Source organism: Mycobacterium montefiorense (assembly GCF_025823255.1).
GTDB classification, from domain to species: domain Bacteria; phylum Actinomycetota; class Actinomycetes; order Mycobacteriales; family Mycobacteriaceae; genus Mycobacterium; species Mycobacterium montefiorense.
Map to the genome: position 1 here is coordinate 22689 of NZ_JACKVL010000003.1, position 14095 is coordinate 36783.

Here is a 14095-nt window from a genome sequence, read left to right on the forward strand (position 1 = left end):
GCCCGATCATTTCAACGACAACTGCGTCGGCCACCGCAAACCGGATAAGTCATTTACCAAACCGGTTGCCCGCAATAACTTCACGATTCCGCGTTATCCAGCGAAAAGCTGGCGGCGCGAACGGGGTGAATGATTGTCTTGACGCAACCGCGACGGGCCGCGGCTAGGTAACGGTCGCTGGGCATGTCACATTTCGAGAGGGATGGCAGTGGTTTTCCGGGCAGACCAGGAGATCGGCCGCGATCTAGCCGCCGTCGACTGGACGTCCACTCCACTCGGAGCGGTGCAGGGATGGCCACAAAGCCTTCGCACGGCGGTCAACATTCTGCTGTCGTCGCGGTTCTCGATGTGGATGGCGTGGGGCCCGGAACTGACGTTCTTCTGCAATGCCGCCTATCGCCGGGACACCCTGGGCCGCAAGTACCCGTGGGCGCTCGGCCGCCCGGCCAGCGACGTCTGGGCGGAAATCTGGAACGACATCGGTCCGCGAATCGAGAGCGTGCTGGCGACGGGGGAGGCGACCTGGGATGAGGCTTTGATGCTCATCCTGGAGCGCTCGGGCTACCCCGAGGAGTCGTATCACACCTTCTCCTACAGCGCGTTGCGTGACGAGGACGCGAGCGTCGTTGGGTTGCTCTGCGTAGTCCGAGAAGACACCGATCGGGTGATCGCTCAGCGTCGGATAGCCACGCTGCGGGACCTGGGCTCAGATCCGAGCGTCGTGCGTACCGAGCGTCAGATATTGGACTACGCCGCCCACCAACTCGCGAACAACCCGTACGACCTCCCGTTCACGCTCACCTATCTGTTCGGTGATCACGGCGAAGCGCAGCTGGCCGGTGTCAGTGGAGTCGCGCCCGGGCATCCGGCGGCGCCGCAAATACTTCCAGGTGGCGCCCTTTCCGCGTGGCCGATCGACAAGTTGGCGCAGGGCGAAACCGAACTGATCGAGCTCGACGGCGACTCATTGGACCTGCCCACCGGCGCTTGGCCGGAGCCGCCTATTCAGGCACTCGTGGTGCCGCTGTTGCAGCAGGGTGGGGAACCAGTCGGATTCCTGGTGGCCGGTCTGAATCGGTACCGCCAGCTCGACGACGGCTACCGCGGCTTTGTGGAGCTCGTGGCGGGCTACATCGCCGCGGGCGTGGGCAGCGCGCGCAGCTATCAAGCTCAGCAGCAGCGCGCCGAGGGCCTGGCCGAACTCGACCGGGCGAAGACGGCGTTCTTCTCCAACATCAGCCACGAGTTCCGCACTCCGCTCAGCTTGATCCTCGGACCGGTCGACGAGTTGCGGGCCCGGGTGGCCGGGTTCGATGAGCAGACACGCCAAGAGTTGGAACTCATTCATCGCAACGGCCTGCGGCTGGCGAAGTTGGTCAACACGCTGCTGGATTTTTCGCGCATCGAGGCGGGGCGAATGCGGGCCAGGTTCGAGCCCGTCGACCTATCAACCGTCACCGCCGATTTGGCCAGCGTCTTCCGCTCGGCGATCGACCGGGCGGGCCTGACTTTCACGGTCGACTGCCCGCCACTCGACGAACCGGTTTATCTGGATCACGAGATGTGGGAGAAGGTGATCCTCAACCTGTTGTCCAACGCGTTGAAGTTCACCTTCGAAGGGTCGGTCGTGGTCGCGGCGAGCCGCGACGAATCTAGTGCCATCGTCACCGTGTCCGACACCGGAATCGGGGTACCCGCCACCGAAATGCCCCGGCTGTTCGAGCGCTTTCACCGCGTTGAGAATGTCCGGGCACGATCCACGGAGGGCAGTGGAATCGGGTTGGCTCTGGTTAAAGAACTCGTCGGGTTGCACGGTGGCACCATCGCGGTCGAGAGCCAGGAAGGCACCGGCACTCGCTTCGTCATTCGATTGCCCTTCGGCGCGGCCCATCTTCCACCCGACGAGGTGTCGGCACCACCGAGAGAGCGTCCGGTACTCGGCGTGATCGCCGAACCGTACGTGCAGGAAGCCTTGCGCTGGCTGCCCGGCGTCACACCGTCCGACACCAGCACCACAGCGATGATGACGGCGATCGCGCCGGCTCGAAAAGACGGTGAACCGACACGTGTCGTGGTCGCCGACGACAACGCCGACATGCGTGAATACCTGACGAACCTGCTGCAGACTTCCGGGTACCAGGTCACCGGGGTGACCGACGGGCGGCAGGCGCTGGACGCCATCCGCGCGCAGCTTCCCGACCTCATCATCAGCGACGTCATGATGCCCGAGCTGGACGGTCTGCAGCTGCTCGCGGCGCTGCGCAGTGACCCGCGCACCGCTGCCTTACCCGTGCTGCTGCTGTCGGCGCGCGCGGGTCAGGAAGCCTCGATCGAAGGCTTGCTGGCCGGCGCGGACGACTATCTGGTCAAGCCGTTCGCCGCCGCCGAGCTGCTGGCGCGGGTGCGAGTCAACGTCGAACTGTCCCGGTTGCGCAGCCACCACACGCGCTGGCGCACCGCCCTGGTGGATTCGCTACAGGAAGGGTTCTTCGTCTGCGACGAAGACGGTGCCGTCATCGAGGTCAACGCCGCGTTCACCGAGATCCTGGGCTACGGCTCCGAACAGCTGCCCTATGAAGCCCCCCACCCCTGGTGGCCGGAGGCCGAGGCCAACCCGGAGGCTTACCGGCAGGTCGAGGGGGTCTTCGAGCAGCTGGTTAACGAGGCCCACGGCTCTTTCAGCGCTCCGGTAGTCCACCGGGACGGCCACCGACTGTGGGTCGCGGCCAACTTCAACCACGTGGCCGACCCGGGCACCGGTCGCCGGATTGTGGTCGGCACCCTGCGCGACATCACGACCGAGCACTACGTCGTGCAGAGCCAGCTTGCCCTGGCTGGACTGAATCAGCAACTGGCACAAGAAGATACGCTTGACGAAACCCTGCAAGGGGCCGTCGGTGTATTACGTCAGACCTGGAACGCTCGCCGCGTTCTGGCCGCGACGTTCGCCCGCGACGCTGCCCACGAGACCGCGGCGGCATTGGTCTTCGCCGGTGAGCCCTGCGGTTGGGCCGAACTGCCGCCCCGACACCGGCAGCTGATCGAGTCGCTCCGCGATTCCGATCTGCTCACCACGGTCACCGGAGAGGCTGGTACGGCAGGCATTTCACTGCAGCATCCCCGAGGAGTTCTGGTCGTCTGGATCGACTTGTCAGAGCAACGGCCGTTCACCTCTGAGGATCACAACCTGCTGAAGGTCCTGGGCGGGCGGCTCAGCCAAGGTCTGCATCGCGTCTATCAGTTGGACGAGCAACGCGAAACCGCCCTGGCACTGCAGCACGCGATGCTCGGCCCGTCGAATCTGCCGGGAGGCTTTGCGGTCCGGTATCACCCCGCCAGTCACCCGCTACAGGTTGGCGGCGATTGGTATGACGTCGTCGATCTCGACGACGGGCGCATCGCATTGATGGTCGGCGACTGTGTCGGTCACGGGTTGGCTGCTGCCACGGTAATGGGTCAGCTCCGAAGTGCCTGTCGTGCACTGCTGCTCGACCAGCCCAACCCCAGTGCGGCGCTGGCCGGGTTGGACCGCTTCGCCGCGCGCCTGTCTGGTGCCCGCTGCACCACTGCGTTCTGCGCGGTGCTCACCCTGGCCACGGGTGAGATCGTGTACTCCAATGCCGGTCATCCGCCACCGATCATGGTGCACGCCAACGGAACCGCCGAGCAGCTGGATGGCGAACACGGGCTGCCCCTGGCGCTGCGACCGGATTGGATTCGACCGGTCAATCGCCTGACGATGCCGCCGCGGTCGACGCTGCTGCTCTACACCGATGGCCTAGTCGAACGCCGCGGTCGTTCGATCGACGACGGCATCGCCAATGCTACCGATCTCGTGAAGGAAGGTCGTTCGCAGTCGCTCGATGAGGTGGCAGACCATCTCATGGTCCGACTCGAGCCGCGGAGCGGCTACCTAGACGATGTGGCCATGCTGCTCTATAGGCAGCCCGCGCCACTGGCGATGAGATTCGACGCCGATGTCGATCACCTCGCCCCGAGCCGCGATGCGTTGCGCGGCTGGCTGGTCCAGGCGGGCATTGAGCCAGAACAAATTCAATACGTGCTCACGGCCGTAGGTGAAGCCGTCGCCAACGCCATCGAGCACGGTTACCACGACCAGAGCGCGGGCACCGTCTCATTGCGAGCGACCGCAGTCGTCGACTCGCTGCACGTGACGGTCATCGACAACGGCACCTGGAAGACACCGCGCACAGCCCCCGGCGGCAATCGGGGCCGCGGCATCATCCTGATGCGAGGTCTGGTGGAGGACATCGCAATTCGCTCCACGGAAGCCGGCACCACAGTTCGCTTGTACGCGAGGATCGCCTAATGGCCGCAGAGCTCAGTCTGAACACCGATGACGGCCCAGACGGGGCGCCCCGGGTGACTGCGACAGGCGAGATCGATCTCAGCAACGTCGCCCAGCTGATCCAGGCACTCAACACGGCGAGCGCGGGAACTCGCAGGCCAATCACCATCGACCTCAGCACGGTCAGGTACCTGGACAGCGCGGGAATCAATGTGCTTTTCAATCATGCCGACAAAGTCGACGGTCTGCACATCATCGTCCACCCCTTGCTGATTCGGTCCTCACCATCAGCGGTCTGGATAAGATCGCTACCCTCGACGCTGCACCGGCCCAGCCGGGAGACAACGCGTAGTTCTCGTATTGCGTTGTCGTGCAGGGATTACCGGCTATACCTCTGTGGCAGGAAGCAGTGAGTGCGTGACTTGTGTACCGTCGAAACGGAATTGGTGCGCGGAGTGCCGCAGCGGCTCAACGCTGGCATCTGTATGCACGATGACTCCGCCGCCGGACGGGATTCCGAGCCCGGTGGCCGAGCCCTGCAATGACTGAATCGTGCGCGCCAGCCGCGCCCAGTTGGCTCGTTCGTCGTGCGTGTCGACGACCGCGGGGACGAGGTTGAACACGTCGAGCAACTCAGCGGATTCCGACGCCTCTACCAGTCCATACTGTCCGAGCTGGACCGCGCCGGCTGAAATGCCCACCAGGATTGCGCCTTGGGTATACCGGCCGAGGATCACATCCTTCATTCCTGTTCTCTCGAACGTGGTCCAGCCGAGATGCACATCGCCGCCCGCGAGGACGATCAGCTGGGCGCCTTCTAGGAAGGTGCGGTCGTCAGGGCCGAACGACGAATCGATCATTCGACGGTTGGCGATTCCAACCGCATCCATCGCCGCTTCGAAGATCTCGTAGAACTCCAGACGATCCCCATTCGAGGCACCGACATAGGCCGCGCGCGGTTTTGTGTCCGGGCCCAACCCGTCGAGTGCCATCTCGAGCAGCAGTCGGTCCCGCAGCTTCCAGAACAGCAGCTGACTGTCCGCCAGCAGGTAGAGCGGTTGGCGTGAGCAGCCCGACATGGGGCCACCTTATCGGCGAGGAGTCCTCGGGTACTCGTCAACAGCCAGAGTCGTTGTGTACCAGCGAATGCGGAGTACGCCAACCCGCGGGGGCTCCGTTCGGCCCAGCAAGGGGCGACGAGGATGGTCCGGGTGCGGATCCGTGCTGCGAGGGCCGGCGACCGATGCCATAAACTTCTAATTCTGAAAACAACGCGAAAGGCGTTGGCCGAGCAGAGGGGTTGTCGACCATCGGTGCACCGGTGATTCCAGACCAGCAGCGTGCCGACGGAGGGAAACCGTCTACGTGGGCCCCGTTGCGCAATCGCGTGTACCGGGGCTTATTTCGTGTACCGGGGCTTATTTATCGCCCAGTTCATCTCCAACATGGGGACCTGGATGCAGGCCGTGGCGGCGCAGTGGTTCTTGGTGGAAAAGCACAGCCCTGACGTCATCGTGGCCCTGGTTCAGACCGCGAGTCTGGGTCCGACGCTGCTCTTGGGATTGTTCGCCGGCGTGCTTGCCGATCTGTTCGACCGGCGCCGACTGCTGATTTTTCTGCAGTCGTATGCCGTGCTGGTAGCGCTTGCGCTGGCGCTGCTGACGAACCTTGGTCGTCTCACCCCGACGGCACTCTTGCTGTTCACCTTGGCCATCGGGTTCGCTGCTGCGCTGACCGGTCCGGCCTGGCAGGCAATTCAGCCCGAGGTTGTCCCGCGTGAGCAGATACCAGCCGTCTCGGTCCTGGGCAGCGTCTCGGCCAATTCGACTCGGGCGTTGGGTCCGGCAATCGGCGGCATCGTGGTGGCCTGGCTTGGCCCCTCGGCAGTCTTCGCGATCAACGCCGTGTCGTTCTCGGCAATCATCATTGCACTGCGGCTGTGGAACCGGCCGAGGCAAGTCGCGCCACTCGAGCGAGAACACTTCGGCCAGGCCATCATCACCGGACTGCAATACATTGACAACAGCCCCATTTTTCGCAGGATCTTGTTACGCACAGCTCTTTTCCTGTTTCCTGCTTCGGCCATCCTGGCTCTGCTTCCGGTGGCGGCCGCGCACACATGGAATCTGGGAGCCGGCGGCTACGGTGTGGCGCTGGGGGCCATCGGTTTTGGCGCCATACTCGGCGTCCTGGTCGCCGGGCCGTTGCACGAACGGATGTCGGACAACGTGCTGCTGGCGATGTCGGCCGCCGCGTACAGCCTTGCGCCACTGGCCGTGGTCTGGCTGCCGTTTACGGCGGCGCTTCCCTTCTTGATGCTGTCGGGGATGGCTTGGCTGATCACGTTGACGACGCTGAACGCTGCAGCGCAGCTGTCGTTGCCGCGATGGGTTCGGGCCCGCGGATTGTCGGTGTATCTGCTGGTCTCCACCGGATCTCAGGCGCTTGGCGCCTATATCTGGGGCGTCCTTGCCACCCGGTGGGGACTTGACGTCGCGATGCTGTGGTCGGCGGCGGTGCTGGGCGTTGTCGCGCTCACCGTTGCCGTCCTTCCGTTGCGGCCGTGCACCGGGACGGAAAGTGTCGAGGTTTCCAGCGCCTGGCCGACACCGACGCTCGTGTTTGAACCGTGCCCTCAAGATGGACCGGTGCTGGTAGCCGTGCGCTACCACGTGCCGCCCGAGAATCTCGACGACTTCGTCGAAGCGATGCGGGAGGTCAGGCAGTCACGGCTGCGAACGGGCGGCCACAGTTGGCGGCTGTATCACAGTGTCGAAGAACCCAATTCGTTCCTTGAGAGGTTCACCGTCGCATCGTGGAGCGAATTTGAACGCCAGCGCACCGAGCGCTGGGTGGAGGTCGATACTGACGGCGTGATGAAAGCGATCAGCTATACCGTCGACCAAACCCGACGGCACGAGTACTACGTTGCGTTGCGTACCCGCCGGTGAGAGCGGCGCTATGAGACAGCGGCGCAACACAATCGGCGTGCGTTAGCTGATTGGACCGGGCGGTCCTTCGCGGTCGGCGGTGCCTAGATCGAGTTGCATCCACGCGACGTCGTGCCACCTGTCGTGCTTCCAATAGACGCGCCGGTACGCGCCAACATCCTCGAACCCGAAGGATCGGTGAAATGCGTTGCTAGCCTGGTTGGGTTGGGTGATGCCGGCGAATGCTCGGCGGTATCCGCGGTCGGCAAGCCGCTGCAGCACTTCGGTATAAAGTCTGCGGCCCCAGCCTGCGCGGTGATGGTCGCTGCCGATGTAGATGCCCGTCTCGGCTGACCATTTGAAAGACGGCAGGCTGATGATTGCGTGGCCGTAGGCGAAGCCGATGACCTGATCGTCATCCTCGAGAACCAGCCATTCGTGGGCTTTTTGGGCCGAGGCGATACGCGAAGCCATCTCGTCGGGGGTTGGTGCCTCGAGCTCCCAACTGATCGCCGTGTTCTCCACATACGGGCGGTAGATCGCTACGCAAGCGGCCGCGTCTTGTGGGGAAGCCGAACGCACGGTGCCGCTGATCGCTTGCATATCAGCAGTCTTCCAGTCGGGTGGCCAAGGTGCTAATCGCGGGTACCGATCTTGTCGTGCTCTAGCGGGACATCCATATACGACAGCGAGTCCCGTTGAGGCAAAGCTGCCTCAACGGGACTATCGCCGCGCAAACTTCGGCGCCCACAATTACGCAATGAGAAGTTAAGGGGCGCAGAGGAAAAGGTATTTAGCTTTAGCGGCCGCCGCCGGCACCGCCACCGCGGCCGCCGCCAGCGCCACCACCGCGGCCACCGCCGGCACCGCCACCGCGGCCACCACCAGCGCCACCACCACGGCCACCGCCGGCGCCGCCGCCGTGGCCGATGAACATTGTCCCGATGCTGTTCTTGATCATGGCTTCACCATATAGACGAATCCGAATCGGCTGCAACATATTTCACGGCACATCCCACTATCGTCCGATAGGTGAACGACGGTGGTAATCCCGTTTAACAAAAGGGGTGCAAAGGGTGCCCTGGCGGCGTCCGCGCCATCGAATCACCCGGCGTGCATCGTCGTCGACGCGATCCGCGGTCCCGTTGCTCAGGTGCGCTGCGGATTGCATACGGGTGAGGTCGAAGTGGAGGACGGCGATGTGCATGGCATCGCGATACATATAGCGGCGCGAATCATGGGGGATGCCCGACCTGACGAAGTCCTGGTCTCCGGTGCGGTCCCGCCGCTTGTGCTCGGATCCGGACTCGCGTTCGACGACCGCGGCCGTCATCGACTGAAATCTGTACCGGACCGGTGGCCCGTCCTCGCGGTACATCACGACACCGGCGCGGGGTAGCCGCACATAGGGCGAACGCCCTGGTCACACGCGAGCTGCGGTACCGACGTCTCCTTTTCGTTCGGCCGCAGTTAGGGTCGAATATATGTGCGGAGCCACCGGTGAGGTGCGACTCGACGATCGCGTACCCGATGTAGCAGCGGTTTCGGCCATGGTTGCCGTGATGGCGCCACGGGGGCCAGACGGTGCCGGAGTCTGGTCACAGGGACGCGTTGCGCTGGGACATCGTCGCCTGAAGATCATCGACCTGACCGAGCACGGAGCTCAACCGATGGTTGATTCGGACCTGGGCCTGACGATCGCCTGGAACGGCTGCATCTACAACTACCAGCAATTGCGTGACGAGCTCAAAGGTCACGGTTACCGGTTCTTTTCAACCAGCGACAGCGAAGTTCTGATCAAGGCCTACCATCGCTGGGGTGACGACTTCGTCAGCCGCCTGAAAGGCATGTTCGCATTCGCCATCGTCGAGCGCGACAGCGCCCGGGTATTGCTTGGCCGGGATCGGCTGGGTATCAAGCCTCTGTACCTGACTCAGGACAGCCACCGCATCCGATTCGCGTCGACGCTGCCGGCATTGCTGGCCGGCGGCGGTGTGGACACCCGGATCGACCCCGTCGCGCTGCACCACTACATGACATTTCACTCCGTGGTACCGGCACCGGCCACGATCCTGCGCGGCGTGCGCAAGGTGCCGCCCGCGTCGCTCGTTGCCATCGAGCCCGACGGCCGGTCGACCACCACGACCTACTGGACGCCCGACTTCAGCAGGCACCCGGACCGCGCCGGGTGGTCCGAGCGGGACTGGGAAGACGCCGTGCTGTCGAGCCTGCGCCTCGCTGTTGAACGCCGACTCGTCGCCGACGTGCCGGTCGGTTGCCTGTTATCCGGCGGTGTCGACTCGAGCCTGATCGTCGGCCTGCTCGCCGAAGCCGGCCAGCATGGCCTGTCGACCTTCTCCATCGGCTTCGAGTCGGCAGGTGGCGTCAAGGGCGACGAGTTCCAGTATTCGGACATCATCGCCAAGCGCTTTGACACCGATCACCATCAGATTCGCATCGGAACCGACCGGATGCTTCCGGCTCTCGACGGGGCGATCGGCGCTATGAGTGAGCCGATGGTCAGCCATGACTGCGTCGCCTTCTACCTGCTCAGCCAGGAAGTGGCCCGGCACGTCAAGGTCGTGCAGTCGGGTCAAGGTGCCGACGAGGTGTTCGCCGGTTATCACTGGTACCCGCCGATGGGTTCGCCGGCCGCCGCGACCCTCGCGGGTGCCGTCACCGAATACCGCGGCGCCTTCTTCGACCGCGACGCGGCAGGCGTGGAAGCACTATTAGGGCCGGGAAAATTCGCGCCCGGAGATCCCAGCACGCATTTCGTCAGCGAACATTTTGCTGCGGCCGGCGCCGAAACCGGCGTCGATCGTGCGCTGCGGCTCGACTCGATGGTGATGTTGGTGGATGACCCCGTGAAACGGGTAGACAACATGACTATGGCCTGGGGTTTGGAGGGCCGGGTTCCGTTTCTCGACCACGAGTTGGTCGAGTTGGCCGCGACCTGTCCGCCAGAATTGAAGATCGCGCACGAGGGCAAGGGCGTACTCAAACAGGCTGCGCGAAGGGTGATCCCGTCGGAGGTCATCGACAGGCCCAAGGGCTACTTCCCGGTTCCCGCGCTGACCCACCTGGAAGGCCCTTATCTCGATCTGATCCGCGATGCGCTGTACGCGCCAATCGCGAAGGAGCGCGGGCTGTTTGATGCCGAGGCGGTCGACGCGTTGTTGGCCGACCCCAACGGCAAGCTGACACCTCTGCGTGGCAATGAACTCTGGCAGATTGGCCTGCTCGAGCTTTGGCTGCAGCGCCACGGCGTGACAGGGCCGGCCGCATGACCGTCATCGACCCGTCAGACGACCACCCCGAGGCGATCACACTCGGCCTGCACGACGCATCGCCGCCGCGCATGGTGGATGCGATGGCCAAGGACGTCGAGCTCGAATTAGGTTGGGGCAGACTTATCTTCGGTCAGACATTCGCTGACCCCGACACGCTGGCCGAAGCGCTGAGACGAGAAGCGCCCGGGCGGCGCGATATCTGCATTTACGCCCGCGAATCTCATGTGGTGATTGCCCGAGCCCCAACCGAGCTCTTCATCGATCCCAGCCATACCTATCGGCTGCGCTTTACTCCCGCGCACGACGAAGAGCTGGCGCCGTCACCGCTCGGTGTCACGGTGCGCACGCTGAATGACGCTACGGATGCGGACGCGATGAACCGCGTATTCGTGCGCTGCGGAATGGTTCCCGGGCCGGTGGAGACGATCTGGAACAACCATCTCGACGCGGATGCGGTGACCTACCTGGTTGCGGTGCGTGACGAGGACGGTGAAGTGGTGGCCACCGTGACCGGTGTCGACCACGAGTTGTTGTTCTCCGACCCGGAGCACGGGTCCAGCTTGTGGACACTGGCGGTCGACCCGGCCGCCGGGTTGCCCGGCATGGGGGAGGCCTTGACCCGGGCGCTGGCCGAACACTTCCGGAGTGCGGGCCGCGCCTATATGGATCTTTCGGTTGGCCATGACAACGCCGCCGCCATTGCCCTCTACGAAAAGCTGGGCTTCCGTCGCGTTCCGGTGTTGGCGATCAAGCGGAAGAACGCGATCAATGAGCCGCTCTTCAGCCCGCCGCCCGAGACCGTCGATGACCTCAATCCGTATGCGCGGATCATTGCCGATGAGGCGCTGCGCCGCGGGATTCGGGTCGAGGTTCTCGATGCCGAGACCGGCGAGATGCGACTGTCTCTGGGTGGCCGGACCCTGATTACCCGCGAGTCGCTATCCGAGTTCACCTCGGCGATCGCGATGTGCCGGTGCGATGACAAGCGGCTGACCCGGCGCCTGGTGTCGGAGGCAGGCATCACGGTGCCGCGTGCCCGCCTGGCCACCTTTACCGACGACGATTACGCATTCATGCAGGAGGTCGGAGAGGTCGTCGTCAAACCGACTCGTGGAGAACAGGGCAAGGGCATCACTGTCGGCGTTGTCGCCGAAGATGACCTCGCTACGGCTCTGGGGCGGGCCCGGGAGCAATACCCGGAGGTGCTGATCGAGCAGCGGATAACGGGCGATGACCTTCGATTAGTGGTGATCAACGGCCGGGTCGTCGCCGCGGCGCTGCGGGTGCCCCCCGAGATCATCGGGACGGGGGAGCACAGCGTGCGGGACTTGATCGCCGCCGAGAGCCGACGGCGCTCCGCGGCCACCGGTGGCGAGTCTCGCATCCCGCTCGACGACCTGACCGAGGAGACTGTCCGCGAGGCCGGGTGGATGCTGGACGACGTTCTACCCGAAGGAATTCGGCTTCGTGTTCGCCGCACCGCCAACCTCCACCAGGGCGCCACGATCCACGACGTCACCGCGCAGGTGCATCCGGATCTTTGTCGGGTCGGGGTCGCGGCTGCTGAGGCGATCGGCATCCCGGTGACGGGCATCGACTTGCTCGTGCCCGACATCACCGGCGTGGAGTACGCATTCATCGAGGCCAACGAACGGCCGGGCCTGGCCAACCACGAACCGCAACCCACGGCTTCGGCTTTCGTCGACTTCCTATTTCCCGGACAGCAAGGCGTACCGACGGCCTGGACTCCCGAGGAGCCACAACCCCACCACGATTGACGGGTGACTTACCCGCGTACTGCGGCGGCGAAAATTCCTGGCAGCGCAGCCGGGTTGGGGTGTACGGCGAACTTAATCAATCGCCGCATTGTGGTGCGGGCCGTTTTATTCGTGATGAAGAACACCGGCTTTGGTGAAAGCGACATCTCGCCGCCGAAGAACGAGCGTGGCGCCGGGCGGAACGGAACCTCGACCACGGCTTTCTGCAGGTGCGTCAGCATGAAAGGGTTGTGCACCACGCCAATACCGCTGCCGATGTCCTGCGGCGTGTTGCCGGGGTAGGCGCCCCAGGGTGCCAGGGCGAAAACTATGCCGCTCCAAATATTGATGCCGATGGCGCCGTAGCGCAGGCGTGCGACAGCGTCATCGAGAGCTTTGGCGTTGTGCTTGCGGGTTTTGGGGTCAATGGCGATGACCGCGCCGAGAGACCCGGGGAGTACATCATTGGCGAATTCAACGGCGTTGTGCAGGAATTTCTTTGGCGTGTCGCCTGGGAGCCGCACGATCCCCAGGACACCCCCAAAAACTTCATCGGTCAGGATGCTGGCTCCGCTGTCGGGGTCGACGTCCGTGATAAGGGCACGGGTCTTTTCGCTGCAGAGGAATTCGGTGCCGGGCATACCCTGACACGCTTGCGCTGTCTTCTCCTGCGAGCGTGGGTAGTACGGTGGACGCGGTTCGGCATCGCGGATGATCGTTCGGACTTCGGCGACGAGTTTGTCTGCCAATGGCCAGTTCTGCGGTATGACGAGCACCTGGGTGGCATTGCAATTGTGGCCGCAGTTGGCGAGTTTGGTTGTCGCGATGTGCTCGGCCTGGAATCTCAGGTCTGCATCGCTCCATTCACCGGGGACGACGATGAACGGGCTGATGCCGCCGAGTTCCGCGGTGATCGGTTTGTCGAGGAGCGGTGTATTGATTGCTTTTCGGATTGCGGCGCGGTCGTCGGTGCCCCAAGTGACGGCGTCGTAGGTGGCCGCTGAGCCGGTAATGTGGATCGAATCGGTCTTGGGGTGACCGGCTAGGTAACCACCAACGTCGGCGCCGCCGTACAGGATGCGAACCCAACCGCGGGAGATGAAGTCGCTGAAGATCTCCGCGTAGAACGGTCCGAGGTAGTCGTTCACCGGGTTCAACTTCAAGGCGCACACGTTGCCCCGCACGTACAGCTGGTCGATCACGTCCAGCATCGTGATGGCACTCATATTGCCTGCACCCAGCACCAGGCAGACTTCGGGCCGGCCGGGGGTCTGGCCGCGGTAGATCCCGGCGGCCTCCCTACGTGTCTGCACAGCGCTCCTGCCCGGCTCGATCCACACGGTGGCGCGGTAGCCGTGGAATAAGAGGCGGTCGTACGCGGTAAGCGGAAAGATGTCGACGGTGACTTGTCCATCGGGCCGGGTGTGCACGGCGCCGGCGTCGACCGGTTCCTTACCGGCGAGGATCCGCTCGAGAACGCGCAGTTGCGTGTTGATGGCTTGGATGGGCACCCAAACGCCGGTTGTCCATTCGTCGGTGGCCCAGCTGGATCTCGACGAAATGCCTTTGGCGTCAAGGGCAGCGGCTACCATCTGCGGAGCAACGTCAAAAAGTTTGCGGGGCAGCGCTTCCAGCAATGCCACCTTTTCGTCCAATGACGAAGCCGTCCAGCCGGGTGCGCCCCGAGATAGCTCCTCGAGCGCCTTTTCGAGTGCAGGTGTGTCCGTTGTTGTCCCCGCAGTCATTGACGGCCCTCCTCGGACGTAGACCGGATCGCCGGCTCCCCTAGGTGCAACGTAGGCCCGG

10 protein-coding genes are annotated in these 14095 nt (G+C 64.0%); 6 read left to right on the forward strand and 4 right to left on the reverse strand.

The window, feature by feature from the left end; genetic code table 11:
• Positions 1-202: 202 nt before the first annotated feature.
• Positions 203-4330, forward strand: coding sequence for a SpoIIE family protein phosphatase (locus tag H7K34_RS00875; protein ID WP_264058828.1), 4128 nt, complete (start codon positions 203-205; stop codon positions 4328-4330).
• Positions 4330-4722, forward strand: a complete 393-nt coding sequence (locus tag H7K34_RS00880; protein ID WP_264058830.1) for an STAS domain-containing protein — start codon at positions 4330-4332, stop codon at positions 4720-4722. The genes H7K34_RS00875 and H7K34_RS00880 overlap by 1 nt, the downstream gene beginning before the upstream one ends.
• Here H7K34_RS00880 and H7K34_RS00885 read toward each other — a convergent pair.
• Positions 4696-5388 carry a Type 1 glutamine amidotransferase-like domain-containing protein gene (locus H7K34_RS00885; protein ID WP_264058831.1) on the reverse strand — a complete coding sequence of 231 codons (693 nt, stop codon included), beginning with the start codon at positions 5386-5388 and terminating at the stop codon, positions 4696-4698. The genes H7K34_RS00880 and H7K34_RS00885 overlap by 27 nt on opposite strands.
• A 327-nt stretch (positions 5389-5715) precedes the next feature.
• Here H7K34_RS00885 and H7K34_RS00890 point away from each other — a divergent pair, with 327 nt between their 5' ends.
• Complete coding sequence (locus H7K34_RS00890) at positions 5716-7260, forward strand: MFS transporter (RefSeq protein WP_264058832.1); 1545 nt, start codon at positions 5716-5718, stop codon at positions 7258-7260.
• Between the two features lie 42 nt (positions 7261-7302).
• Here H7K34_RS00890 and H7K34_RS00895 read toward each other — a convergent pair whose 3' ends face one another.
• On the reverse strand, positions 7303-7842 hold the full coding sequence (locus tag H7K34_RS00895; RefSeq protein ID WP_264058833.1) for a GNAT family N-acetyltransferase: 540 nt from the start codon (positions 7840-7842) through the stop codon (positions 7303-7305).
• A gap of 165 nt (positions 7843-8007) precedes the next feature.
• The gene (locus H7K34_RS00900) at positions 8008-8145 is read right to left on the reverse strand and encodes a hypothetical protein (RefSeq protein WP_264058836.1); all 138 of its coding nucleotides are present in this window, start codon (positions 8143-8145) and stop codon (positions 8008-8010) included.
• Between the two features lie 136 nt (positions 8146-8281).
• Between H7K34_RS00900 and H7K34_RS00905 the strand changes: the two genes are divergently transcribed.
• The 3 genes from H7K34_RS00905 (at position 8282) to ngg (ending at position 12310) form a co-directional block, all read left to right on the forward strand.
• Complete coding sequence (locus tag H7K34_RS00905) at positions 8282-8638, forward strand: nucleotidyl cyclase domain-containing protein (protein ID WP_264058838.1); 357 nt, start codon at positions 8282-8284, stop codon at positions 8636-8638.
• 85 nt (positions 8639-8723) lie between these two features.
• The gene (locus H7K34_RS00910) at positions 8724-10529 is read left to right on the forward strand and encodes an N-acetylglutaminylglutamine amidotransferase (RefSeq protein WP_264058841.1); all 1806 of its coding nucleotides are present in this window, start codon (positions 8724-8726) and stop codon (positions 10527-10529) included.
• A complete protein-coding gene (gene ngg, locus H7K34_RS00915; protein ID WP_264058843.1) occupies positions 10526-12310 on the forward strand; it encodes an N-acetylglutaminylglutamine synthetase in 1785 nt (594 codons plus the stop codon). Before H7K34_RS00910 ends, ngg begins: the two co-directional genes overlap by 4 nt.
• 8 nt (positions 12311-12318) lie before the next feature.
• Here the strand turns inward: ngg and H7K34_RS00920 are convergent, their stop codons facing one another.
• On the reverse strand, positions 12319-14034 hold the full coding sequence (locus H7K34_RS00920) for an aldehyde dehydrogenase family protein (protein WP_264058845.1): 1716 nt from the start codon (positions 14032-14034) through the stop codon (positions 12319-12321).
• Positions 14035-14095: the final 61 nt, after the last annotated feature.

Coding starts and splice junctions, on each gene's coding strand:
- H7K34_RS00875 (WP_264058828.1), top strand. CDS start 203: ATGGCAGTGGTTTTCCGGGCAGACCAGGAGATCGGCCGCGATCTAGCC.
- H7K34_RS00880 (WP_264058830.1), top strand. CDS start 4,330: ATGGCCGCAGAGCTCAGTCTGAACACCGATGACGGCCCAGACGGGGCG.
- H7K34_RS00885 (WP_264058831.1), bottom strand. CDS start 5,388: ATGTCGGGCTGCTCACGCCAACCGCTCTACCTGCTGGCGGACAGTCAG.
- H7K34_RS00895 (WP_264058833.1), bottom strand. CDS start 7,842: ATGCAAGCGATCAGCGGCACCGTGCGTTCGGCTTCCCCACAAGACGCG.
- H7K34_RS00910 (WP_264058841.1), top strand. CDS start 8,724: ATGTGCGGAGCCACCGGTGAGGTGCGACTCGACGATCGCGTACCCGAT.
- ngg (WP_264058843.1), top strand. CDS start 10,526: ATGACCGTCATCGACCCGTCAGACGACCACCCCGAGGCGATCACACTC.
- H7K34_RS00920 (WP_264058845.1), bottom strand. CDS start 14,034: ATGACTGCGGGGACAACAACGGACACACCTGCACTCGAAAAGGCGCTC.